Source organism: Streptomyces hiroshimensis (assembly GCF_014650335.1).
GTDB classification, from domain to species: Bacteria; Actinomycetota; Actinomycetes; order Streptomycetales; family Streptomycetaceae; genus Streptomyces; species Streptomyces hiroshimensis.
In genome coordinates, this window is record NZ_BMUT01000003.1 from 486,102 (window position 1) to 508,949 (window position 22,848).

The 22,848-nt window shown below is 67.8% G+C and carries 22 protein-coding genes and 1 pseudogene; 13 read left to right on the forward strand and 10 right to left on the reverse strand.

The annotated features are described in order from the left end of the window. Nucleotides 1-110: 110 nt before the first annotated feature. Both IE241_RS10485 and IE241_RS10490 read right to left on the reverse strand, forming a co-directional pair. Entirely contained in the window at nucleotides 111-599 is a 489-nt protein-coding gene (locus tag IE241_RS10485) for a pyridoxamine 5'-phosphate oxidase family protein (protein ID WP_190021407.1), read from the reverse strand. A 25-nt stretch (nucleotides 600-624) separates the two neighbouring features. After that, the gene (locus tag IE241_RS10490) at nucleotides 625-2,097 is read right to left on the reverse strand and encodes an MFS transporter (RefSeq protein WP_190021515.1); all 1,473 of its coding nucleotides are present in this window, start codon (nucleotides 2,095-2,097) and stop codon (nucleotides 625-627) included. Between the two features lie 174 nt (nucleotides 2,098-2,271). Between IE241_RS10490 and IE241_RS10495 the strand changes: the two genes are divergently transcribed. The 9 genes from IE241_RS10495 to IE241_RS34610 all read left to right on the forward strand — a co-directional run bounded on the left by IE241_RS10495 (nucleotide 2,272) and on the right by IE241_RS34610 (nucleotide 8,468). Further along, on the forward strand, nucleotides 2,272-2,724 hold the full coding sequence (locus IE241_RS10495; RefSeq protein ID WP_190021408.1) for a winged helix-turn-helix transcriptional regulator: 453 nt from the start codon (nucleotides 2,272-2,274) through the stop codon (nucleotides 2,722-2,724). Nucleotides 2,725-2,964: 240 nt separating this feature from the next. Next, complete coding sequence (locus IE241_RS10500; protein WP_190021409.1) at nucleotides 2,965-3,543, forward strand: TetR/AcrR family transcriptional regulator; 579 nt, start codon at nucleotides 2,965-2,967, stop codon at nucleotides 3,541-3,543. A gap of 83 nt (nucleotides 3,544-3,626) precedes the next feature. After that, a complete protein-coding gene (locus tag IE241_RS34135; RefSeq protein WP_229899064.1) occupies nucleotides 3,627-3,779 on the forward strand; it encodes a hypothetical protein in 153 nt (50 codons plus the stop codon). A 27-nt stretch (nucleotides 3,780-3,806) separates the two neighbouring features. Then, entirely contained in the window at nucleotides 3,807-4,847 is a 1,041-nt protein-coding gene (locus IE241_RS10505; protein WP_229899066.1) for an MFS transporter, read from the forward strand. A gap of 133 nt (nucleotides 4,848-4,980) precedes the next feature. Beyond that, nucleotides 4,981-5,871, forward strand: a complete 891-nt coding sequence (locus IE241_RS10510; protein WP_190021516.1) for an MBL fold metallo-hydrolase — start codon at nucleotides 4,981-4,983, stop codon at nucleotides 5,869-5,871. A gap of 122 nt (nucleotides 5,872-5,993) precedes the next feature. Continuing rightward, nucleotides 5,994-6,203: a hypothetical protein gene (locus IE241_RS10515; protein ID WP_190021410.1), complete on the forward strand. Its 210-nt coding sequence runs from the start codon at nucleotides 5,994-5,996 to the stop codon at nucleotides 6,201-6,203. Beyond that, nucleotides 6,190-7,581 (forward strand): amidase, encoded by a 1,392-nt coding sequence (locus IE241_RS10520; protein WP_190021411.1) that lies wholly within the window; start codon nucleotides 6,190-6,192, stop codon nucleotides 7,579-7,581. Before IE241_RS10515 ends, IE241_RS10520 begins: the two co-directional genes overlap by 14 nt. 163 nt (nucleotides 7,582-7,744) lie before the next feature. Beyond that, entirely contained in the window at nucleotides 7,745-8,149 is a 405-nt protein-coding gene (locus IE241_RS10525; RefSeq protein ID WP_229899068.1) for a hypothetical protein, read from the forward strand. Nucleotides 8,150-8,339: 190 nt separating this feature from the next. Beyond that, entirely contained in the window at nucleotides 8,340-8,468 is a 129-nt protein-coding gene (locus IE241_RS34610; RefSeq protein WP_268254370.1) for a hypothetical protein, read from the forward strand. 1,776 nt (nucleotides 8,469-10,244) lie between these two features. Here IE241_RS34610 and IE241_RS10530 read toward each other — a convergent pair. After that, the gene (locus IE241_RS10530) at nucleotides 10,245-11,453 is read right to left on the reverse strand and encodes a 3'-5' exonuclease (protein WP_190021413.1); all 1,209 of its coding nucleotides are present in this window, start codon (nucleotides 11,451-11,453) and stop codon (nucleotides 10,245-10,247) included. Nucleotides 11,454-12,207: 754 nt separating this feature from the next. Here IE241_RS10530 and IE241_RS10535 point away from each other — a divergent pair. From IE241_RS10535 to IE241_RS10545, 3 genes are read left to right on the forward strand one after another with little or no spacing between them, the layout of a single operon-like run. Further along, nucleotides 12,208-13,422: an ABC-three component system protein gene (locus tag IE241_RS10535; RefSeq protein WP_190021414.1), complete on the forward strand. Its 1,215-nt coding sequence runs from the start codon at nucleotides 12,208-12,210 to the stop codon at nucleotides 13,420-13,422. Continuing rightward, nucleotides 13,419-13,907, forward strand: a complete 489-nt coding sequence (locus IE241_RS10540) for a three component ABC system middle component (RefSeq protein ID WP_190021415.1) — start codon at nucleotides 13,419-13,421, stop codon at nucleotides 13,905-13,907. Before IE241_RS10535 ends, IE241_RS10540 begins: the two co-directional genes overlap by 4 nt. Beyond that, on the forward strand, nucleotides 13,904-15,847 hold the full coding sequence (locus IE241_RS10545; RefSeq protein ID WP_190021416.1) for a DUF3732 domain-containing protein: 1,944 nt from the start codon (nucleotides 13,904-13,906) through the stop codon (nucleotides 15,845-15,847). The genes IE241_RS10540 and IE241_RS10545 overlap by 4 nt, the downstream gene beginning before the upstream one ends. Before the next feature lie 92 nt (nucleotides 15,848-15,939). Here the strand turns inward: IE241_RS10545 and IE241_RS10550 are convergent, their stop codons facing one another. The 5 genes and pseudogenes from IE241_RS10550 to IE241_RS10565 all read right to left on the reverse strand — a co-directional run bounded on the left by IE241_RS10550 (nucleotide 15,940) and on the right by IE241_RS10565 (nucleotide 20,665). Beyond that, nucleotides 15,940-17,229: a tyrosine-type recombinase/integrase gene (locus IE241_RS10550; RefSeq protein ID WP_190021417.1), complete on the reverse strand. Its 1,290-nt coding sequence runs from the start codon at nucleotides 17,227-17,229 to the stop codon at nucleotides 15,940-15,942. 39 nt (nucleotides 17,230-17,268) lie between these two features. Then, nucleotides 17,269-17,451 carry a helix-turn-helix domain-containing protein gene (locus IE241_RS10555; protein WP_095581368.1) on the reverse strand — a complete coding sequence of 61 codons (183 nt, stop codon included), beginning with the start codon at nucleotides 17,449-17,451 and terminating at the stop codon, nucleotides 17,269-17,271. Nucleotides 17,452-18,098: 647 nt separating this feature from the next. Then, a pseudogene (locus IE241_RS34940) lies at nucleotides 18,099-18,371 on the reverse strand (macro domain-containing protein); the annotation flags it as partial. Nucleotides 18,372-18,389: 18 nt separating this feature from the next. Further along, nucleotides 18,390-19,277, reverse strand: a complete 888-nt coding sequence (locus tag IE241_RS10560) for a phosphotransferase enzyme family protein (protein WP_190021418.1) — start codon at nucleotides 19,275-19,277, stop codon at nucleotides 18,390-18,392. Continuing rightward, nucleotides 19,274-20,665, reverse strand: coding sequence for a helix-turn-helix domain-containing protein (locus tag IE241_RS10565; protein ID WP_190021419.1), 1,392 nt, complete (start codon nucleotides 20,663-20,665; stop codon nucleotides 19,274-19,276). Before IE241_RS10565 ends, IE241_RS10560 begins: the two co-directional genes overlap by 4 nt. Nucleotides 20,666-20,910: 245 nt before the next feature. On the opposite strand from IE241_RS10565, the gene IE241_RS10570 reads away from it, so the two are divergent. Beyond that, complete coding sequence (locus tag IE241_RS10570; protein WP_190021420.1) at nucleotides 20,911-21,117, forward strand: hypothetical protein; 207 nt, start codon at nucleotides 20,911-20,913, stop codon at nucleotides 21,115-21,117. Nucleotides 21,118-21,137: 20 nt separating this feature from the next. On the opposite strand, the gene IE241_RS10575 is transcribed toward IE241_RS10570, so the two are convergent. Both IE241_RS10575 and IE241_RS10580 read right to left on the reverse strand, forming a co-directional pair. Continuing rightward, complete coding sequence (locus tag IE241_RS10575) at nucleotides 21,138-22,301, reverse strand: helix-turn-helix domain-containing protein (RefSeq protein WP_190021421.1); 1,164 nt, start codon at nucleotides 22,299-22,301, stop codon at nucleotides 21,138-21,140. Between the two features lie 21 nt (nucleotides 22,302-22,322). Continuing rightward, nucleotides 22,323-22,742 (reverse strand): NUDIX hydrolase, encoded by a 420-nt coding sequence (locus IE241_RS10580; protein ID WP_190021422.1) that lies wholly within the window; start codon nucleotides 22,740-22,742, stop codon nucleotides 22,323-22,325. Nucleotides 22,743-22,848: the final 106 nt, after the last annotated feature.

Genomic DNA, 22,848 nt, shown 5'->3' on the forward strand with positions numbered 1-22,848 from the left:
GAATGACAAGGGACCTGTCCGTTGCGGAGGCGATTCACCGGGCTCCTCCGGACCGTGTCGAAACGCGCGGAGGTGCGGCCCCGGCCGTGGCCGGGGCGCGCGGAGGTGCCCTATGCCCCGCCTTCCGTGGTCCAGATCCGGCTGCGCAAATCCCTTCCGCGCAGCACCTGCACCCGCCAGGGCTCGATGCGCAACACGTGGTACTCCGGGTCCGTCGGTCCGCCGGACCAGTAGCGGCGGGGTTCGTAGCCGACCCCGGGAGGGCTGCCCTTGCGGTAGAGCTCCCACGCGCGGCGTTTGGTGGGCTCGTCCTCGACCCACCCGGAGACGCTGTCGATGAACACGGCGTTCTGCCGTGGACTCCAGTAGGAGCAGGTGGTGTGCGGATTGCTCGCCAGGTGCGCCGACTTCACCGGCGTCTTGTAGGCGGCGAGCCAGCCGACGGGCCGGCCGTCGACGACCTCCCAGACGGGCAGGAGCATGCGTGCCCGGGGACGTCCCTTCTTGTCTACGGTGATCATGGTCGCGTATGCGATGTCGCCGATGTACTGGAAGAACTCGCTCTCCACGTCGGAGAAGGAACGCACTTTCAGTGCCATGACGCCACTCCCGTCCCTGCGGAGCTCATCGCGCCGCCCCTGCCGTCTCGGCGCTTTCGGCGGCTGCCCGCGCGGCTCGCGGGGCTTCGCCATCCGTCCCACGGGGGCGACCACGGAGGCCGAACGCGCTGATGAGCGCGGCGAGGGCGGCCGCGACGAGCGGGACGAGCAGAGCGGCGTGGTAGCCGTCGAGCAGGGCCTTGGGGGATCCGCCGTCAGCGGTGGCCGCGACGTTGACGGCACTGACGGTGGACAGGCCGAGGGCGGCGCCGAACTGGAAGGACGTGTAGAGGAGACCTCCGGCGAGGCCCTGCTCCTCCTCGTCGATGTCCTCGGTGGCGACGATGGTGAGCGGGCCGTAAGCCAGGGAGAACGCCAAGCCGAGGGTGATGAAGCTGGGGAACATCGCCGCATACGTCCAATCGGCGCCGACCGGCAGGAACAGGGCGTACGACAGCACGGCCAGCACCAGGCCGCCGAAGATGACCCGGGCGTTGCCGAAGCGGTTGACGAGTTTCGGGGTGAGGGTGGGTGAGAGCGCGGCGTCGATGCCGATCACCAGGAGCGCGAGGCTGGTCTGGACCGTGGACCAGCCACGCAGCTCCCGCAGGTACAGCACGGCGATGAACTGGAAGCCGAAGAAGCCGCCGGAGAAGAGCAGCGCGGCGAGGTTGGCGCGCACCAGGGAGCCGCTGCGGAAGATCCCCAGCCGTACGAGCGGGGCGGCCGCCCGGCGTTCGGTCAGTACGAAGACGGTGAGGAGCGCGAAGCCTGCGGCGAGGGTGCCAAGCGTCTGCCCCATACCGGTGTGGGCGGCGCGTTCGACGGCGAGGACGAAGAGCACGATCGCACCGGTCACGGTGAGTGCCCCGAGCAGATCGACACGCCGGCCGACGCGGACGGGCCGCTCGGACTTGGGGATGAGGGCGAAGCCGGCGACCAGAATGAGGAACGACAGGGCTACGGGGGCGAAGAACACCCAGCGCCAGTCGCCCGAGGCCAGCAGTCCCCCGACGACCAGGCCGATGGAGAACCCTCCGGCCGCGATGCCGGAGTAGACCAGGAGGGCCTTGTCGCGCTGCGGCCCCTCCGCGAAGCCGGTCGTGATGACGGACAGCCCGGCCGGAGTCATGAACGCGGCGGCGACCCCCGTGACGAGGCGGGCGACGATGAGCGTCGGTCCATCGTCGGCGAAGCCGCCCAGACCGGAGAAGAGCAGGAACACGGTGAGCCAGAACAGAAACATCTGCCGGCGGCCGAAGAGGTCCGCCGCTCGTCCGCCCAGCAGCATGAACCCGCCGTAACCCACGACGTACGCGCTCATCACCCACTGCAGCTCACCAGTGGACAACCCCAGGTCAGCACGGATCGACGGCAGGGTCACATTGAGCATGGCCACATCGATGCCCTCCAGGAAGATCGCTCCGCACAGCACGAAGAGCACTCCCCAGGCGCGCCTGCTCAGACGGGCGGCGCCGGGCTCCGGCGGTGGTGACATGGACAGCGTGGACACAGGACGGCTCCTCGAAACGAAGGGAAGGGAAGAGAAGAGAGGGGACGGGAATGAAGGGGAAGGGGAGAGAAGAGGGAACGAAGGCCTCGCATGCGGTTACCGAACCGCCTGTCAGTTCCCCCTTGTTACCGCCACGATCCTGTTGCACCCTGGATGCCCATGGAAGAAGGCACTTTGAAGTCACCGAGTCACTGCACGGGAACCGATGACGACCAGGCCCGCCAGTGGGACACCCGAGAGGGCTGCGAGGTCCGTCAGATCCTCGACCGCGTGGCCGACAAGTGGTCGCTGCTCGTCATCGCCCTGCTCGACCGCCGCACCCTGCGCTTCACCGAACTGCGGCGCGAGATCGACGGGATCAGCCAGCGCATGCTGACGGTGACACTGCGCCAGCTCGAGCGGGACGGGCTGGTGCGCCGCACGGTGCACCCCGTCGTCCCACCGCGCGTGGACTACCAGCTCACCCCGATGGGCGCGACGCTGCACGACACCATCCAGACACTCGTCACCTGGACCGAGGACCACCAGGACGAGGTCGCCGCCGCGCGCGCCGAGTACGACCAGCGCGAGGCCGAGGCCAAGAGCGTGCAGATGGCGACGGGCAGGGTCTGAGCCGGGCCCGACCGTCCTCGCAGCCAGGGCGTGTCCGGCAAAGGTGATCGAACCAGGCCGCGTAGTCCTCCAACGGTCCCAGTGCAGCGGGAACGGGGTGGGCGTTCGGCGCCGTACCCGGCGCCCGGCCCGGCCCGGTGGTGTGCCGGCAGAGTGACTCCGGCTCTGCCGCGTTCTGCACGGGCAGGGTTTCGGAGGCTCAATCGGCCGGACGCAACTTTTTCGCATTAAGCTGGACGTATGAGTGCCCGAGCGACCACACGCCCCGGCGGGCGCAGCGCCCGCGTCCAGCAGTCCGTGCATCAGGCCGTCCGTGATCTGGAGGCGGAGGTGGGGCGGGACGCGCTGACCGTGCCACTGATCGCCGCCCGCGCGGGGGTGACGCCGTCCACCATCTACCGGCGCTGGGGGGACCTGCGGGAGCTGCTGTCCGATGTCGCCGTCGAGCGGCTGCGTCCCGACGGTCCGCCGGCCGACCATGGCAGCCTGCGGGCGGACCTGGAGGCGTGGGCGGTGCAGTTCGCGGAGGAGATGGCCTCGACGGCGGGGCGCACGTACATCCGCGACGCCCTGCTGGGCGACCCGGAGCAGGGCAATGCGCTTCGCTGCTCCGATTACGCCGCCGAGCAGTTGAAGGCCATCGGGGTGCGCGCGGCCGGGCGTGGGGAGGGCGTGCCCGATGTGGAGACCCTGCTGGACGTCCTCGTCGCCCCCCTCATGTACCGCATTCTGTTCCGCCCCTCGGATCTGTCGGAGGCCTACACCGACGGGCTTGTGGCGTCGGCGCTCGGCCGGGGCGCCACCCCCTCCGGCAGCTAAAAGCTAAAAGTTTGCGTTTTGGGGCGCGCGGGGCCTAATATCTCTAACGCAAAGCGTTTGCCTTTAGGCATGAGAGGTTCCCCGTGCTCAGCGTCCTGGCCCCGCCGTCCCCGTCCCGCCGCCTGCCCGTTCTGGGCCGCCGCAGCGCCTTCCCCCTCCACGCCTCCATCCTGGTCGCCCTGCTGGCCGCCTCCAGCGCGCCGACCCCCCTCTACGCCCTCTACCAGGCCGAATGACACTTATCGGCACTGACCGTCACCGTCGTGTTCAGCGCCTACGCACTCACCCTGCTCGGCGCCCTGCTGACGGCGGGCACTCTCTCGGACCACCTCGGCCGGCGCCCCGTCCTGATCGGTGCGCTGCTCGCGGAGGCCGCCGCGATGGCCGTCTTCGCCACCGCCCAGGGCGTTGCGGCGCTGATCGCCGCCCGGATCCTGCAAGGCCTGGCCACCGGCGTCGCCACCAGCGCCGCCGGAGCCGCCCTGCTCGACTTCGAGGACCCCGGCCGCCCAGGACGGGCGACGCTCGCCAACGGCATCACCCCCGTGGCCGGCATGGCGGCCGGCGTCCTGGCCTCCACCGCCCTCGTGCAGTACGCCCCCACTCCCACCCGCACCGTCTACCTCCTGCTGCTCCCGCTGTTCACCGCGCAGGCGGCCGCGGTGCTGCTCACCACCGAGACCGCACACCCCCATTCCGGCGCGTGGCGCTCCCTGCGTCCCGGCATCGCCGTCGCCCCTGCCTCCCGCCCGTCCATGAGACTGCTCGCCCCCGGCGTCGTCGCCGCCTGGGCGCTGGGCGGCTTCTACTCCTCCCTCGGTCCCTCGCTCGCCCGGCTCATCGCCCCGCACACGTCCCGCGCCACCGGCGGCCTGGTCTTCTTCACCCTGACGGCCGCAGCCGGCCTCGCCGTCCTGGCCGCGCGGTCCCTGTCCGCCCGCACGGCGAGCTCCGTCGGCGCTGCGGTCCTGATCCCAGGGGCCCTGCTGACCCTGAGCGCGCCCCACCTGCACAGCCTGCCCACCCTGTTCGCCGGCACCGTCCTCGCGGGCACCGGCTTCGGCGCCGTCACCCAGGGCGCCCTGCGCCTGCTGCTGGCCCCGGCCGCCCCGGACGAACGCGCCGGCACCCTCGCCGCCTACTACGTCCTCAGCTATCTGGCCATGATCATCCCCGCCGTCCTCGCCGGCCTCCTGACCAACCTCTACGGCCTGCAAACCGCCGTCTTCCTCTACGCCGCGACGGTCATCCTGCTGACCCTGACCGGCCTCGTCCGCTCCGTGCGGCAGCCGACCACCGGCTGACCGGATCCTGCCGTCCCACACCGCACCGCACCATCCGAACCGCACCATCCGAACCGCCCCATCCGAACCGCCCCATCCGAAAGGACCACCGGTGAGCACCACCACGCCCCGTCAGGCCACTTCACACGCACGCATGGGATGGGGCCTCGGCGACATCGCCGTACGCCGTGTCGACGAGATCGAACTGCCGCGCCAGACCGGACCCTGGCTGCTGCCGGACGCCACCAAAGAGGTGCTGGACGAGGCGTCGTGGCTGCGCCCGGACTTCGCCGACGCCGACGTCCCCCGTCTGGCGAGCCACAGCTTCGCGGTGGAGGCGGGCGGGCTGCGGATCGTCGTGGACACCGGCATCGGCAACGCCAAGCCGCGCGCCAACCCGGCCTGGAACGGACTCGACACCGACTTCCTGCAGCGCCTGGCGGCGGCCGGCTTCCCGCCCGAGTCCGTGGACCTCGTGATCACCACGCACCTGCACACCGACCACGTCGGCTGGAACACCCGCCTCTCCGGTGACGACTGGGTTCCCACCTTCCCCAACGCCCGCTACCTCACCAGCCGCACCGAATGGGACCACTGGGCCACCACAGACCTGGACGAGGCCCGACGCCAGATGTTCCGCGACTCCGTCACCCCCGTACGCGACGCCGGACAGTACGACCTCGTGGACGTGCCCGAGCAGGGGCACGAGGTCGCGCCGGGCGTCCTGCTCATCCCTGCCCCGGGCCACACCCCGGGACAGGTCGCCGTCGAACTGCGCGGCAGCGACCGCCACGCGCTCATCACCGGCGACAGCATCCATCACCCCGTGCAGCTCTCCCACCCCCACGTGCACAGCTGTGTCGACATCGACCCCGCCCAGGCCATCCGCACCCGCGCCCGGCTGCTCGACACCCTGGCGGACACCGACGCGCTGCTCCTGGGCACCCACTTCCCGCAGCCCACGGCCGGCACCGTCCGCCGGGAGAACGGCCGTTACCGGCTGCTCGCCGAGCACGCCGCCGAGATCCCGGCCACCGCGGCCTGACCGCGCAACCGGCCGCACCCGCACAGGCCGCCGCGGCGTCCTCAGCTGCCCACCCGAAACCTCCGCCTTCAGAGTGCCGACCACACCACCGCCCCAACCCCCCACCGACAGGAAGAACATCCATGTCCGCCGCCGAACTCACACCGCCCGAGGCCGCCCGCTGGGCCGCCCGCGCCGGACTCGACCTGCCCGCCGAGCGCCACGCCGCGGTCGCCGCGGTCGCCAACCACATCCACAGCGTCGTCTCGGTCCTGCGTGAGCTGGACTTCGCGGACGTCCCGCCCGCCGCCGCCTACCACCCCGTACAGGAGAAGCACGATGCAGCCGTATGAGCTGTCCCTCGCCGCTGCCGCGGACGCGATACGGGACCGGCGACTGTCCCCCGTCGAACTGGTCGACTCGGTCCTCGACCGGATCGAGAAGGCGGAGCCGCACCTCGGCGCCTACGTCACGGTCGCCGCGGAGCAGGCGCGCCGGACCGCACGCGAAGCCGAACACGAAGCGGTGCACGGCCGCTACCGGGGACCGCTGCACGGCATCCCGATGGGACTCAAGGACCTCATCGATGTCGACGGGATGGCCACCACGGCCAGCTCCCGGGTCCGTGCCGGCCACCGCGCCGCAGCGGACAGCACCGTCGCCGCACGACTGAGCACAGCCGGCGCGATTCTGCTCGGCAAGACCCACACCCACGAATTCGCGTTCGGCCTGACCACCCCTCAGACCCGCAACGCCTGGGACACCGGCCGGGTCGCCGGCGGCTCCAGCGGCGGCTCCGCGGTCGCCGTGGCGTCGGGCACCGCGACCTTCGCCCTGGGCACCGACACCGGCGGGTCGATCCGGGTGCCCGCCGCGCTCAACGGCGTCGTCGGCCTCAAGCCGACCTACGGTCTCGTCCCCCGCCACGGCGTCACCTCCCTGTCCTGGTCACTGGACCACGTCGGCCCGATCACCCGCACCGTCGAGGACGCGGCCCTGGTCCTGACCGCGCTGGCCGGACACGACCCGCGCGACCCCGCCTCGCTCGCTGTGCCCACCGTGGACTACCGGCCCGGTGCCGGCACCGACCTGACAGGGCTGCGCATCGGTCTGCCGCGCACCTACTACTTCGACCACGTCCACCCGCAGGTGGAAACCGCCGTCCGGCACGCCATCGGGCAGCTGGAAGCCCTGGGCGCCCAGCTCGTCGAGGTCGACATCCCGATGACCCGCTACATCCAGGCCACCCAGTGGGGCCTGATGGTGCCGGAGGCCGGCGCCTACCACGAAGGCAGCCTGCGCACCGTCCCCGGCCTGTACGAGGAGGACGTCCGCATCCTCCTGGAGGCAAGCGAGTTGATGAGCGCCGGCGACTACGTGCGCGCTCAGCGCTCCCGCACGCTCATGCGCGCGGAGTGGGCACGGATGCTGGAGGACGTCGACGTGATCGTCGCCCCGAGCGTCCCGATGCCGGCAGTCGGGGCCGGCCAGGAGACGGTGACCTGGCCCGACGGCACGGTCGAGAGCGTCTCCGACGCCTACGTACGCCTGAGCTCCCCCGCCAACATCACCGGAGTCCCCGCCCTGACCGTTCCGGTCGGCCACGACGCGGCGGGCATGCCCATCGGCATGCAACTGCTGGGCCGCCCCCTCGGTGAGCCCACACTCCTACGGGTCGGCCACGCCTACGAGCAGACACAGCCCGCCCGGGCTCTCGCCACGGCGGCCTGATCTCACCCAGGAGCGGACCACCCCCTACCCGCACATCGGCGACCCCGACTCCTGGGCCCTGTACAAACGGAGGAGGGTGTAGCTCTTCCTGACTGACGAGCCACACCCGCTCTCCGGCCCTAGTGTGTCGAGCTGCCTGAGCGAGATCATGGATGATCGAGCGATGTTGGTTCGTGTGGAGCGTGCGGAAAAAACGCAGGCGGTCTCACTGCCGCAGACGGCAGTACGGGTTCACTCGGCGATCGGGACCGCGGTGGTGAGCTGGCACGGTGACCCGGACGAGACGGACGGCCAACACCATGTCGAGTGGACCGTGGACGAAGATCTCCACTGGGGAGAGAACATTCGGCTCTCTGCCCTTGCCGAACCGTGGCTCGGGCAGGACGGCAACCACGTCATCCTGCGGGGCCGGATCAATGTCTCCGAGGCTGACATCGCAGTCCTTGAGGTAGAGGGCTCGCTGATCATGTTCGGCCTCGCCGCACCGCTTCCGGAAGGCATCGCCGCCCCATGGGTGGAGATCCGCGTCGCAGCGGCCGGCGTTTCTCTCTATCCGGTCCAGCTCTGACTGAGTATTTCATCCCGGTTTGAAGTGAACCATTGGCCACGGAAGCCGGGCCGGCGGCCTGCTGTCCAACTTCGGAAGCAGGAACGCCGCCACGCACTCCAACCAGTGCGGCTCCAGCAGGGTCGGCCTGCTCAACGACCAGACGTGCGTAACCCGGCGCGACACCCACCACCACGGCAAGGACCGTCAGGTGACGGGCCCGAGCGGCGGCCTGCTCGCCAACATCGACTCCCGCAACGCCTCCGGGTCCAGCAACAACTGTGGGACGGACACCGTCGGAATCCTCAACCACACCACTTGCGTCACCGAAGAGAAGTAAGGACGCGGGCGAGCCATGCTCGAGACTGCGGCTTCATCCTCTGACACTGCAGTCCACCGCGCGACGAGCCCCCGCCGAAGCATTCCGGCGGGGGCTCGTCGCGTCACACGCAGTCCCTATGAACGGGGTCCTGACCGTAGCTGTCCGACCGAGCGGGTGCCCCCTCGGGCCGCATACTGACCATTTCATGGCAGGTCTTACCTTCAAGATCCGACGCTCATAGTAGTCCTGGGTGGCCCAGCGGCGGCGCCGCCCGCTGCGGGCACTCGAGACGCTCGACGACACCACAACAGGATCGAGGGGCGGGGCCTCGTCGCCGAGGAACACTGAGGCATCCTGCCAGCACCTGCTCGGCAGGGGGCCTCAGTGACCATCGAGTGCGGGGTCGACGACCAGGGCGATCCCGCACTCGAGGCTCTCGATCCGGGGTCCCAGCTGAAGCGGACCCAGGTGGTGCGACGGTCTCCCAACCCATCGGGCCGAGGAGTCCGCCGGCCCAACGCAGGGTCCGATCCATGCCCGAATGCCGGAGTTCAATGCTCCGTAGTCAGCACCAAGTCAGCACGGGAGTGAGCACCCGATGCCAGATCACCCCAATAACGACATTACTCCGCGCCGAATTCCTAAATCGAGTTGAGTGATACGCCGGGGCCGCAGGGCTCTCATGGGTGCTGTCCTCACACCCCGCCCCCGAAGTGTGGTCCCTCACCACATAGGCCCCTGACCTGCACCTTCCTACGGTGTGGCGACGCAATGACGCGCCCCTCCCCCACCCGGAAGTGATGACCATGGCCAGCCCCTCCCCACACCCCCCAACTCCCAACTCGCTCCCCAGAATCGTCGCGGCAAGCCTCATCGGGACCACTATCGAGTGGTACGACAACTCATCCGGACAGGGCTAGGACCTGCGGTTTTCCTCATTTTGGGGCCCAAAGTCAGCACCAAACCAGCACGGGGTCTCAGCCCGCAGTCGGCACGCGCCGTAGGAGTGATGGAACGCGCCTCAACGGTATTCGACGATGGTGACGGTACGTAGTGCGCAGTGTGGAGCCCCCAGATGTTGATGACCCTGCTACGCAGAAGGGCGGGCCAAGCGGCGCTGCGGGCTGCCTCTCCGCGACGAACGACCGCCTGGCCCCCCCAACCCTCCACGACGGCGGCCCGGAACTCCGAAAGTGAACGAGCCCGCTTCCCCGAGCCTGGGAGCCGGTAGCTGCTGGACACTCCGACCGCGACCCGAGATGTGGGGTGTTGGGCACCCTCGCCAATCGCGGTCGCCTTAGCCGGGCTGACCTCGACGCCTTGCCCTACTTGTCCCGGCTCTCCTTAAAGAGGGAACGGCCAGCCGGGGCGAGCAGAAATCCGGCGATTGTCAGGGCGATTACCACACCGCGGGGAGCCTTTGGAGCAGCTGACCGGATCCGCCCTGCGCCCGGCGCCGCAAGAGCCGACAGGTACTCCACCACACCAGCGTCGCCGCCTGCCGAGGTGGCGCCAGGCTCGGGCAGGATGGACGTACCGCACAGTGGGTAGGCAAGCCATCCGGGGCCTTGGGTACCGCACAGTGTGCACAGCAAGGGCGATGCGCGACCGATTTCGCTCCGCCGGACAGAACCACCCGGTCGGCCGCACGCGGTTCCGGGCATGTGACGCCGAGCCCGTCCGACTATTGACCATGTGTGGTCACCTGAAGGAGCAGACAGAGAAGGTTCCCTGTGCACGCGGCGGTTCCCTCGACAACAAGCAGACTGGCGAGCCCAGTTACCCGGATGCGCTTCAGTGGCCCCTACCTGCGTCCTTTCCCTTCGCCCCTCTCTTCCCGCTCTGCCGTTCGGCAAGGGCAGTGAGGGCGGCCTTCAGTGCAATAGGAAGAGGGTCATCAGCCTCAAAGTCTCGCCCTCGAAGACGGTCTTGCAAATAGCCCTTGAGATCCTTGTCGGGCCACTCCAAGGTGTCGCACTCCATCCCCACCCGGTGCATCTTCACATCGCGCGGGCACGCCCAACGTCGAGATGCCTCTGGTAGCACGTGCTCGTACGCCTCAGTCAGATCCGCACCATTGTCGGCCAGGCGGGCGACGAAGAGGGCACGCAGCTCGGATTTCCGCTCGGGTGCCAGGCCAGTGAAGCCGCGGTATTTGGACACCACGCGATCGATGATGCTGTCGTGGCGCTCGGGTGCGTGGTCAGAGAGAAGGCCGAACCCGGTGGTCCTGCGAGCGCGCTGCGACAACACCTCTTCCCGGGCCGCCCTGTCCAAGGCCGGCGGTGTGACAGTCTCTATGCCCACGATGTCCTGCACCTCCAGCCACTCCGGGCAGAGCTCGGCGGGTGTCTCCTGAGGCTGCCAGTGCTGGTGCCAGCGAGGATCCCCGTCGCTACCCGGCGCTGCTGTAACCCCCAGCGGTGCGCCGATGCCGATGCGAGCCCTGAACGTCTCCGGTGCCTGAACGAGCAGCTTCCCGACCGGAATGTCACCGACGTACCGGAGGTCGCAAGGAGCATGACGCACCAGCTGCTCGAGCACGGCGGCGGTGGCGCGGGCATCGCCGAGGGCCGTGTGTGCGTGCCTTACCCGCTTGCGGAACATCAGCAAGTGCAGGGAACCAAGCTTGCGCCGGGTGTCCATCAACTGCCCGTACGCGGTGATCTGGGTACAGAGCGCCGGGAGGACCGGAACTCGGACACCGGCCCGGGCAAATTCGGCCGCCAGAAACGCACCGTCGAACCACAGATTGTGCGTGACGACAACTGCCCCGTCCAGTAGTTGGACCAACTCAGGGGCCAGATCACTGAATGCGGGAGCATCACGTACGTCCTCATCCACGATGCCGTGCACGCCACTGGCATCGGCCGGGATACCCACCCCTGGGTCGACCAGCGTGCTGGCCTCTCCCAGAACTCTGCCGTCACCGGTCACCCGAACGACGGCAACCTCCACCACACGATCCGCAGCCGGGTCGAACCCAGTGGTCTCTGCATCCACGATGGCATATTCGAGATGCCGAGCGTCGACTCCCTGGGAGCTGCGGGTGACATAACCAAGCCGAAACATCTACGCCCTCCTCCTAACAGGGGCACTCCCCCCCAAAAAAACCTCCCTCGATGATCCCCTACAGACTCCTGGCCCAGTCGATGCCCCACCCCGACGCCGCTTTCAGCCTGGAACCTCTTGGTCTCCGCGATCAGCCCAGCTTCCAGGGACGGAACCACGCTGTCGCCCTGGCGCTATGGAAGGCTTGCCGTCGGATCCGCCCCGACAACCCCGCCTCCGAGCGAACGTCGAGTTCGCCTGTGCACCCGTCCCGACTCATCGGACTGGCAGCCCAGCAGACTCCCGCCAGATGGGGCAGCACGGGACAAAAGGCGACCGCCGAGCAGGGCCTCGACCAGCACCATCGCATCTGCTAGAGGTCGCCGATCCCCTCGGTGTCGACATCGCCGAGTTGCAGGAACGGATCACCGCGCACGTGCCGACCACGCGCTCCGCCCTACACGACGACGATCCAACCGAGCAGAAGACCCGACCAACGCCACGCTGATTGGGGGGCTAGGAAGGCCGGTACCAGCACTGCAGGCCCGTCATGCACCTGGGGCTCTGAGGCCGACCGGGCACAGTCAAGGGCCCTTCGAATCTCAGCACAATCGGTTGATCGTCCGCGCACCCCTTAACCAGGTGCAGTCGGGTCGATACGATCTCCGGACGGCTATGACGGGCCAGGTCCAAGATGGGGGATGCCATGAGTGGGAAGTCTGATCCCTTCGAGGCGTCCGCCGCGGCGCTCGGCTACCTGTACCAGTTGCGCATGGCTTTGCTGGTGTGTGTGGAAAATCTACAGACAGGGTTCGACTGGACAGTTGCCATCGAGGCCGGCGATGACATCGAAACCGTGCGCGATACGTCCACCGACTGGTGGCAGCTCAAGCACCGTGCCCCCGGGACCCGCATGACCGATGCCAGCAGCGACCTGTGGAAGACGCTACGGATCTGGGCCACGGCCGTTGCCGACCAGCAGCTCATTTTGGAGCGGACGAACCTGTTTCTGCTGACAACTGGTATCGCGCCTGAGGGAACCGTCGGTGCCTACCTGGCGCCTAGTCGGCCAGGCGGGCCGAGAAACGAGGCAGAGGCGCTGAAGCTGCTCAATGCTGCCCGTACCAAGTCTTCCGCGAGTAGCTCGACCGCCGTAGCCAACTTCGCAGCCTGGGATGCTCTCGATACAAATCAGCGGATGAACCTGCTCAGTCGAATCCAGGTACTCGACCAGGCGGACGACATCACGAGGACGGGTAGCAAGCTGCATGGCCGCGCTGTCCTGGCTGTCAGTCGCACGCATGCGCAGGCCTTCCTGCAGCGCCTGGAGGGTTGGTTCTTCCAGCGCTGCATCGCTCACCTGGCGGGCATGGGGCCCGGCCCGGTCACCGGAGTCGAATTCGATGAAGTCTTTGACCAACGACGCAACCAGTTCCGGCCCGACAGCCTTCCCATCGATGCCGACGTAGTGGACCTCACCGGTGATGCGAGCGAGCACACGGAGAAGACCTTTGTGCGCCAGCTGACGCTCGCGGGAATCGGCAACCGTCGCATCCGGATGGCGGTCAGGGACTACGTTCGGGCGTATGAACAACGCTCACGGTGGTCCAATGAGAACCTCCTGCGTCCCGGCGAACTCGGGGACTACGAGAGACGTTTGGTTGAAGAGTGGGAGAGACGCTTCAACGTGATGGTCGATGACCTCGGGGAGGACGCGGCAGAATCGGAGATGCGGGAACAAGCAAAGAAGATCTATGCCTGGGTCGAGCAGGACGCCCGAAGCAAGATCAGGGAAGGCTGCGACGAGGCGTTCGTGACGACAGGCTCCTACCAGATGCTGGCCGACGAAATTCGTGTCGGGTGGCACCCTGACTTCGAAGCCCGGCTGATGGCCCTTCTGGAGCCGGCGGCGGGCCGATGACCGCACCCGTCGCGCTCAGCCGCGAGGAGCGAGCCCTGTTCAACCCAGCGTTCATGGCTCTTGTCAGCTGCCGCGCCGTGCAAGGGCACGAGCGCGATGCCGGCTCCTGCCCGCTACCTATCGCGATCACTGCTGCGGTGATGGCTCTCCAGCCAGCCATTCGGGCGATCCTGCCAGGAACGACAAAGGCGAGCCTGCCCAAATGGGCCGCGGACAACCAAACCGTCCGTGTCCTGATGGCCGCCCATGCGCCCGGGCTGGCAGCAATGGTCCGCCCCGGCGTCCTCTTCGCACTGCAGACGGATCTACTCAGCCTCGATGAGAGCGCACGGCTTACGCTGCGCCGTCGAGCGATACCAGCAACGATCACCGGCACCTCAGAGACCGTCGTCGCGATCCAGAAGACGGCACACATGCTCGGCCGCTGGCTGCCGACCGGCGGAGGTAGCTCCACAACCCTGACCTTGCTCGGAGTGCGCCCGTGACCTACCAGATCAAATCGCTCACCTTGTACGGGCACAGCCTGCAGCAGATGCGTGTCCTTTCACTCAATACAGGTCGCCTCAACATCATCACTGGCGATTCCCGCACTGGTAAGACATCGATCTGGACCATCACCGACTACTGCATGGGCAGCAGCGACTACCCCGTGCGCGCGGGCAAGGTCCGTGACTACACCAGCATCTTCGCCCTACAACTGGTGCGCGGCGACCAGCAGCTCTTCATCGCCCGTCCCGCACCGGAGAGCAACACCACCCCGGCCCCGCGGTTGTGTCTGCAATTCCAACAGGCAGGCGCACCTCCGCTCGCCCAGGACGACATCGACTTTACCTTCCCCCTGGATGCCGCCCGTCGCCTTCTCAGCGAGTTCTGTGGCATCGACCGGACCATCCGCATCCCCGCATCACGCGGCACCACCATGTCGCCGTCCATTCGCCACGCTCTGTTCTTCTGCCTCCAGGCTCAGAACGAAATCGCCAACCCGGATCACCTCTTTCACTCCCAGGGGCATGAGTGGCGGCCGCAAGCCATCCGCGACACCCTGCCCTACTTTCTGGGAGCAGTCGATCCCGAACAGGCCATCCGCCACGCCCGACTCAAGCAGCTGCGCAGCGAGCTGAGAACCGTCGAACGGCGGATCGCCCAGGCTGCGCAAGCGGCTCCCGCGTCTGGACAGGCTCGCGCGCTCATAGCCGAGGCCGAGAGCGCAGGCCTCCTGCATGCTTCGGTCGACGAGGCCGTCAGTCTCGACGAGGCGCTGAGCATCCTCGCTACCGTTCTCACGTACTCCCCCGGCGAACTGGAGCACGCAGACGTCAACGATCACGCTGCCCGGCTGGACCACGAGAGACAGGAATTGCGATCCCGCCATCTGCAAATCAGGGCGCGCATCACTGAGCTCCGCCAAACCTTGGCTGAAGAGAACAGCTACCTGGTTCAGGCCAGTGACCAGCGCGAACGACTTGCGTCCCTCGGTCTGCTGCGAACCGCAACCGACCGCGCCGGTGAGCACTGTCCCGTATGCGACAGTGTGGTCGCCCCAGCACAGCAGACCATTCAGGCCATCCGTGAGGATCTGCAGCGTCTGGACTCCGACGTCGCTTTCGTCAGCGAGGACGCCCCTCTCATCCGAAGCATGATCGCCGCTGAGGAAGAACGACTCCAGCAACTGCGCACCGAAGTGGTGCGCAACCGGGAGCAGCGTGAGGCACTCGACGCCGGCATACGAGAGGCGGCCCGCTACCACAGCCAAGCGCTGCGCGCAGCTTCCGTCCAGGGCAGGATCAGTCTCTTCCTCGAAAATGCGACCCGAGCCGAGCATGCTCCTCCCATCACCGACACACGCGAGGAACTGCAGCGGGAAATCACCGACCTTGAGGAAGCACTAGGGGCAGACACACAGGCCGACCGGCTCGCCAGCTGCCTTTCGTTGATCAACCAGAAGATCGCGGCCAAGGCTCGCACCCTTGGCCTGGAACACTCCGAACACCCCGTACGGCTGGATCTGCGCAGACTCAGCATCGTCGCCGACACTCCTCGGGGCCCGGTGCCGCTGAGCGACATGGGTAGCGGCGAGAACTGGTTGGGCTACCACATCGCGGCCCTGCTGAGTCTCCACGAATGGTTCGCAGAACGGGGTCGCCCCCTACCGCGAGTCCTGGTCCTCGACCAGCCGTCCCAGGTGTACTTCCCCTCCGACTACGACGGGTCACAAGTGGATCTCGTCGGCGAGGACCGGACCTCACTGCTGCGGATCTATCAGGCCATCAACGACACGGTGAGCCACCTGGACGGAGGCTTCCAGGTCATCGTGATGGAGCACGCAGACCTGGAGGATGACGTCTTCCGCACTGCGGTCGTAGAACGTTGGCGTGGTGGGCGCGCCGCTCTGATCCCACCAGCCTGGATCACCCCAGACGAGTAATGATGTCTCGTAAAAGCCCAGGTGAGGCATGTCGGGTGCCAGAGGGCCGAGGAACCTCTACGCGCAAACCCCCGGTCGCCACCCAGGACGTCCTACGCGGCTTCGACGAGCGCGTCGAACTGCAGGGGCAGGGTCAGCTCCGTCTCGAGCATGAAGACAGAGTCCATCACGGTCCTGAGGCGCTGTGGGGCGTCGGGCATGATGTGGGCGTAGGTCTGGTGGGTGATTTTGGGGTCGCGGTGGCCGAGCCATGCGGCCATGTCGGTGACGGGTACACCCTTGGACAAGCCGGCGGAGGCGAAGAAGTGCCGGAGCCAGTGAGGGGTGATCTTCCTGATGATGCCGGCGGCCTTCTTGGCGTTGCGCCAGAGCCGGTCGACGAGGGAGTACATGAGGATGTTGGTCCGTCCGATGTTGGAGAACAGGTAGTCCCCCGCGATCCGGTTCAGACCGTCTTCGACGCGGAACGTGCCGTGCAGTTGCAGGTGTTCGCGGATCTTGGCTGCGATGGTGGCCGGCAGGGGGACGGAGCGTCCTTCGTCCTGGTCCCGCCACTTGAGGTGGCGGATGCAGTGGGCACGCCCCCTGCCCTTGGTCACCGCCTTCTGCCGCTTTGTGGTGGGTTCTTCGTTCTTGCCGTCCTGGGTGATCTGCCGGTCGACGTGGAGAGTGCCGTTCTCGAAGTCGATCTGCTGCAGGGACACCGCGCTGGCTTCGCCGATGCGCAGGCCACACCCGGCCATCAGCCAGACCAGGAGCTGGAGAGGTCCGGGGAGGTTGGCGGCGATGGCTTCGATCTCCGCCAGGGTGGGCAGGTAGATGGTCTTCTTGGTCTTGCGCTTGGCGCGGGTGCGGCCTGCCTTGACCTGCTGGCAGGGGTTCTTAGCGATGTAGTCGTTGGCGAAGGCGAAGCTGAAGACCCCGCTGAGGGTCTCGTAGCGGTTGATGGCGGTGCTGGCTTCGTAGCCGCGGTCCTCGACCATCCACTTCAGCCAGGCCTTGAGGTCTTTAGGCTTGATGGCACCTATGGCCCGGGCGCCGAAGTACGGCTCCACGTGAAGGCGGAGACTGGTCTCGTAGGCGTAGCGGGTGCTGTTGACGCGTTCGTCACCGCCGATGTCGATGAACTCGCGGTAGACCTGTACCAGCGGCGTCAGGAAGCCGAGAGGCTCGATGTAGGTGCCGAGATCCTTCTCCCGCTCAATCTTGGCGACGAACGCATCGGCATTCCCCTTCTTCCGAAAGGTCTTCTCACGCTGGCGGCCGGTGCGGCCTCCTGGCTCACGGTAGCGCGCGGTCCAGGGGTGGCCGCACCGTGTCTGATCGCACGGGTAGTTCCTGTTCTCCTCGTCTTCCTTGCACTTCTGAAATACCCTGGCCAAGCTACGCCGTCCACCCCGTGCTCATCATGAATGTCTGCATCATCCGTATCTGCGGTCCAAGTAGGCCACCACGTCACGCTCGCGGAAGCGAAGCAGACGGCCCACCTTCTGGGGCTTCAGCCCCCAACCCCGGTACTTGTTCTTGATGGTGTTCTCGCTGACCTTCAGCCAATCAGCCACCTCCGCCGGCGTAAGCAGGCGATAACTGCCACCCTGCGCCAAGACACACTCCCCTTGATCGTCTGATTCCCGAGCACAGCCGCCCCTGCGGCTGACTGCACCTTTATGGTGCGGAGATATCCCGGTTTGGCTAACCGGGGATCATCGTCTATGTATGACCTCCCCCCCATCGGAGGCCCTCCGGCTGTGAGCAGCACCAGGTGTCAGAAGGCCGATCCGTCCGAGAGAAGGGGGCTTTACGTCGTCGGTTTCCAGGGGCGAGGCGGTAGTCGGCGACGAGGCAGTCGAGGTTGCGGACCACGGCGCGTCCCCGGACGCCGGATGCGGGGGCGATGCGTCGGCACTGGCATCAGGAATACCGGCAAAGTGCGCGACGACCTCCCACCTACGTCGGAAGTCGCTTTGCAGCAAGCCCTTACAAGAGGCTGGCCGCACTAGCGCAGAGATACAGGGCGGTGGCCCAAGTACCGCGCTCTTGGCGCTGCTGTGCTCCAGGCATTCAGTGCGCTGAGAACGAAAAGGGCCGGAGCCTTAAGTATGGGGAACTAAGCACAGTGTTGGACAAGTGGGCTCCTTGGCGCGGTGCCTCTCACGAAGCAGGGACGAAGATGGGGAACCGCCTCATAAGGCGGACTGATAATGAAGGTTGGCCCAGGGCCCGGATTGCAAGACCCTGCGCCTCCATCGGCCTAGTGTTTTCGGGGGACGCTGTACGTTGACATGGCCCTCGGGGAACGTTCCAGTCTTTGGAGCCGTTTCGCCGTCTGCCGTGGGCGAATTTCGGCCGAGGCGCATTCGACCGCGATGCGGGCCGCGTCCTCCATAGGCCGCGATAGATGCCAGTGGAGATCGCCGGGAACACCACTGTCCGCGCACCCAGCTTGTTCGCGACCCCGCAGAGACTCCCGGCAGTAGGAGGCCGGCAGCGACTCGTTGCCACCTGAAATCTGAAACACCGAGCCACCGGGCGTGTTATCGGGTTACGGTACGGCCGTCCATGTCCACGGCCGTGAGCCCTTGCGACCACGCAGGCAATCGACCCGGTGTTGGGCCTCGGCGCGGGCATGCGGGTGTTCGTCGGCGATCTGGAGGGCGAAGGCAACCATGCGCAGTTCCCGGATGCCCGCCAGGACCGGGTACCCGGACCACGAGGTGACGTCCATGCCGTATGTGGAGCAGAAATCCTCGTACGCGGCTGCCGTGACGGTGGCGGTCGTGAGGTGCTTCACCGCGGTGGAGACGAGGTCCCATTCCGGTGGTCCGTAGCAGGTGTTCTCCAGGTCGAGGAGGTAGGCGGTGCCGTCGGTGTCGACGGCGACGTTGCCGTCCCAGGCGTCGCCGTGCAGAGCGCACGGCGGAAGGCCGGCCGGGAGGCCGGCGAATTCCGCGGTGAGCCGGCGAGCGTGGTCCTGGAGCCAGCGGCGGTCATCGGCGGTGAGGAGGCCGGCGTCGGCGATGCGACGCGTGGGCTTGGTGACGGGTTCGAGCGGCGGCAGGCAGAGGGAGGCCAGCGGGGAGAGCTGGTGCATCTGCTTCAGCAGCCGGGCGATGTCGGCGGCGGTTCCCGGCCGGTGGGGTGGGAGCTCGTCCCAGAATGTCACCGGCTGCCCATCGACGAGGACAGGTTGATCGACGACGGCCGGACGGACGGTGCGAACGCCGTTGCCGGTGAGCCAGCGGGCCACGGCCAGTTCTCGTTCCGCGGTCTCCTGGCCGTTGGGTCGGCCGATGCGGGCGACGATCTTGCCCGGGAGCCGCCAGATGGCATTGCCTGCGATCCGTATCGGCTGAGCCCCTTCGTCGGAAAGCCCGATCTGGCGGCAGGCGGCTCTAAGGACCCGGCGGGATTCTACGGCAACGGTGCTCACGCGTTGATCGTCTCCTTAACGCGCTCACGGAGCTCCGTGACCTCTGAGATGGCGCGGTGTCGGTATCCGAGGGTCGCGAGTTCGCGCAGCCCGTCCGCTGCGCGTCGGGAGCGCATCTGCCCGACGTCGGCAAGGGCCAGCGTTCCCAGGGCGACGGCCTCGCGGGGATCCCCGACGGCCATGTGCAGGGCGGCGAGCTTCGTCCGGGACATCGCCCGGGACCGTACATAGGCATCGGTGTGGAGCTTCACCGCGGTGTCGAAGCGCTCCACAGCCGCCGACTGGTGGTGGCCTGCGAGGGCCAGGTCGTACAGAGCGTGGCCGGTGTCGCCCTGGTGCTGGGCTTCGTCGTAGTAGGCCATCCACGGAGGGTCGACGGCGGGGTCGCGCCGGGCGAAAGCATCGTCCGCTTGGCCGACGGCTTTGAGCGCCGCCTCGGTGTCGCCGAGCTTGGCATAGGCGCGGGCCCGGGCGGTGTGGAGCATGGCGTGCTCAGTAGCGGTCAACCGGTCGGAGCGGGCGAGGCCGAGCTCGGCATGGGTCAAGCCGGTGTCTCCGTCGCCGAGCCAGATGGCCTGACGGGCCCGGAAGCTGTAGATCTTCGCACGCAGGTGCCATTCCCCGGCTTCCTCCGCGCAGGCTGCGGCGAAGGCGAACACGCGGCGAGCGTCGTCGTGGGCGTAGGCGTCGAAGTCGGTGGCGCCGACGACCATGCCGAGCCGCGCGGCGGCGGCGAACAGCTGAGGCCGGATCTTCTCCGGGCAGCGGCACTCGAGGAGGGCAGAGGCCCACTTCAGCTGTGCCGTGGCCACTTGTCGGACGATGCCGCCCCCACCGTAGGCGTTGTCCCAGCCGGAGACCACGTTCGCGGCGTCCTGGATCTGCTCGATGTCCTGAAGGCGCACGACAGCCGGGAGCTGCGCGGGCTCGGTGGGCGCGAGCAGGTGGGAGAAGGGAGAGGCCGCTATCGCGGTCGCGCCTCCGGCGGTGAGGAAGGAACGGCGTCGCACGTCACTCCAGTTGTCACTCAGCATGTCATCGTCTAGTGACAGCATGACCGCCTCGGGAACACCCATACGGCCAGAGTCTGTCCCGTCCTTGGTCTTGTACGCATCACGCCGGCCGTTGTCCGCTTCGGCTTCGACGTAGGGGCACATCCACTCCAGAATTCCGCCCGTGTCGAGCGCGGCGTCGAGAAGGCGCGCCAGCGGTGCCCGGCATATCCGCTCACCCTTTTCGATCTTGCCGATCTGGTTGCCGCTGACGTGGACCAGGGCGCCGAGCTGCGTCTGCGACAGGCGCCGGACCATGCGCCAGTGGCGGAGGTGGGCACCGAACCGTTCCCTGACCGATCCTGTCGGGTTCAGTGGCTTCGGCGGCTGCGGCATCGCGTCTCCTTCATCGTCCACGCCGTTGATGCGTACATCCGGGGGCCGTACGCATCCGCTGCTTTCACAGCCGTGGCGGCGAAGTGCAGTATCCGTGCCCAGGCGCATGACTCAACGACCCTGATTCTTACCGGTTTTGGGCAACGCCTTCCATCCCCCGTACACAACGCGGTGGGCCATCGTCTCGAACCGATGGGCAACGATGGCTCGCCGCGCCCGCAGACCGCTCAGGCTGGAGCCTCCCCATGCCCGATTTTCCTGGCACGGCCATGTCCGGACCCACGCCCTATCCGGAGCAGAAGTTCGAGAGCCCCGCCGAATCCCCCGTCGGAGCCCACTACCGGAAAGCGCACGGCGATGCGACATCCTGGCCCGCCCACGACTTCGAGGTCTACTACGACCTCGCCCGCGCGGTCCCTTTCCCCGATCTCGGCCCCGGGCAGATCCAGTGAGCGGGCTCGCGGCCGCGGTCCTACGCGGCCATCTCCTGTCGCATCCGGTCCAGCGCCTCGCCCGCGGTGACCCGGATGTCCGGCAGCCGCTGGCCGGCGGCGCGCATCATGCGCTGCACTTGGTGCGGCAGTCGCTGCACCACCGCTTCGCCCAGCGCCACGCCCAGGGCCTCGGCCGCCCCCGCGCGGTCCCCGCCGATGAGACGGACCTGGGCGACGGTGACCAGCTCAATCACCCGCCACTGCGGCGCCACCCTGGTCGTGAGCGCCGGCCGTTCCTCGACGAGCCGTATCGCCGCCGGTGCGCGGCCCGTGGCCAGGAGTCCGCGCAGGCGGATCTCGTGGAGCGAGTAGGGGTTGAACAGCGAGGTGTGCGCGGCCCGGTCGAGAAGGCCGTCGGTCTCGCGCATCACTGTGTCGAACAGGCTCCGGTCTCCGATGGCCCCGGCGGCACGGGCCAGGAGCGGCAGGACGGCGGCACGGTCGTCGGAAGTGGGCGCGACGGCAGCGGCGTGGCGCAGGCGTTCGACGGCGGCTCCGTGGATGCGGGCTTTGCGCAGTTCGTTGCCGTGCATGCGCATGATGCCGGCGAGCAGGGCGGGGTCGTCGCCGAGGTGGTGGGCCGCTTCCAGGCTGCGGGCGGTCCAGCGGGCCGCGGTGGCCAGGCGCTCCTCGGGGAGCACGTTGCCGAGGGCGACGCCGAGGCCAACGCGGGCGCGGGCAAGAAGCCGTACGACGTCACGTTCGCTGTGCCCATCTTCGATGCGGGCTTCCAGGCGCGCGACGAGCGGCCAGAGCTCGGCGACGGCTTCGGAAGCGTGGCCGGACTGGCGGGCGATCTCGGCGAGCCGGACGGTCGACTCTCCGAACTGCACCATGGCCCGGTGGTCGGTGTCGGCGACGTCGGTCACGCCAAGGACGTGCGGTGGCAGGCCGAGCCGCTCCGCAATGCGGCGGCGGGAGCCGACGTCGTCCAGCGGGCGTTTGCCGAGTTCCAGGGCCGAGACGTACGTCTTGTCGTAGCCCAGGACCTCGCCGAGCTCGGTCTGGTTGAGCCGGTGCACGGCCCGGTGGAACCGCAAGATCGTCCCCAGGTCGTGACTGGCGAGGACGGCCTCGGCCTGCGGGGTCGCCCAGTGCCAGACCACATGGCGGGCGGCAGGGCGGGGCGCCGGCGGCATCATGTCGTTCTCCCCGGCGGCCGGTCAGCGCTGCCGCTGTCCGTACCAGGTGGCGATGGCGCGCTTGTAGCCGTCGGGCATGTTCAGTCCTGGGACCTCGTCGGCTGTGAAGAGGCTGATGCTCTTGTGCTCATGGCTGACGACCGGCGCGCGATCCGGGGTGAGCACTGTGCAGCCGTACGTCACGATCAGCACGCGCCGGCCAGGGATCGGCTCGTAGATCCACACGCCGCCGTCGATGAGCGGCCCGGTCTTCACCTCCCAGCCGGTCTCCTCCAGAAGCTCCCGTTCGACCGTCGTCTCCGGACTGTCGTCGTGGTGCTCGAGGCGGCCGCCCGGCAGCTCCCACTCCGCGCGTTCGTTCTTAAGCAGCAGCACGCGCTGGTGGATGTCGAGGGCGACGGCCTTGACGGAAACGGGCCAGGTCGGGGGCGTGTAGGTCATCGCTGTCCTTCGTACGTCGCCGTTCCTTGGGGCGTGCGGAACATAGCACGCGCCCGACAACCCTCCGCCCCTATAAGCGAATTGTCCGAGTCGACAATCCGTCGCT

Coding starts and splice junctions, on each gene's coding strand:
- IE241_RS10485 (WP_190021407.1), bottom strand. CDS start 599: ATGGCACTGAAAGTGCGTTCCTTCTCCGACGTGGAGAGCGAGTTCTTC.
- IE241_RS10490 (WP_190021515.1), bottom strand. CDS start 2,097: ATGTCACCACCGCCGGAGCCCGGCGCCGCCCGTCTGAGCAGGCGCGCC.
- IE241_RS10495 (WP_190021408.1), top strand. CDS start 2,272: ATGGAAGAAGGCACTTTGAAGTCACCGAGTCACTGCACGGGAACCGAT.
- IE241_RS10500 (WP_190021409.1), top strand. CDS start 2,965: ATGAGTGCCCGAGCGACCACACGCCCCGGCGGGCGCAGCGCCCGCGTC.
- IE241_RS10510 (WP_190021516.1), top strand. CDS start 4,981: ATGGGATGGGGCCTCGGCGACATCGCCGTACGCCGTGTCGACGAGATC.
- IE241_RS10515 (WP_190021410.1), top strand. CDS start 5,994: ATGTCCGCCGCCGAACTCACACCGCCCGAGGCCGCCCGCTGGGCCGCC.
- IE241_RS10520 (WP_190021411.1), top strand. CDS start 6,190: ATGCAGCCGTATGAGCTGTCCCTCGCCGCTGCCGCGGACGCGATACGG.
- IE241_RS10525 (WP_229899068.1), top strand. CDS start 7,745: ATGTTGGTTCGTGTGGAGCGTGCGGAAAAAACGCAGGCGGTCTCACTG.
- IE241_RS10535 (WP_190021414.1), top strand. CDS start 12,208: ATGAGTGGGAAGTCTGATCCCTTCGAGGCGTCCGCCGCGGCGCTCGGC.
- IE241_RS10540 (WP_190021415.1), top strand. CDS start 13,419: ATGACCGCACCCGTCGCGCTCAGCCGCGAGGAGCGAGCCCTGTTCAAC.
- IE241_RS10565 (WP_190021419.1), bottom strand. CDS start 20,665: ATGCCGCAGCCGCCGAAGCCACTGAACCCGACAGGATCGGTCAGGGAA.
- IE241_RS10570 (WP_190021420.1), top strand. CDS start 20,911: ATGCCCGATTTTCCTGGCACGGCCATGTCCGGACCCACGCCCTATCCG.
- IE241_RS10575 (WP_190021421.1), bottom strand. CDS start 22,301: ATGATGCCGCCGGCGCCCCGCCCTGCCGCCCGCCATGTGGTCTGGCAC.
- IE241_RS10580 (WP_190021422.1), bottom strand. CDS start 22,742: ATGACCTACACGCCCCCGACCTGGCCCGTTTCCGTCAAGGCCGTCGCC.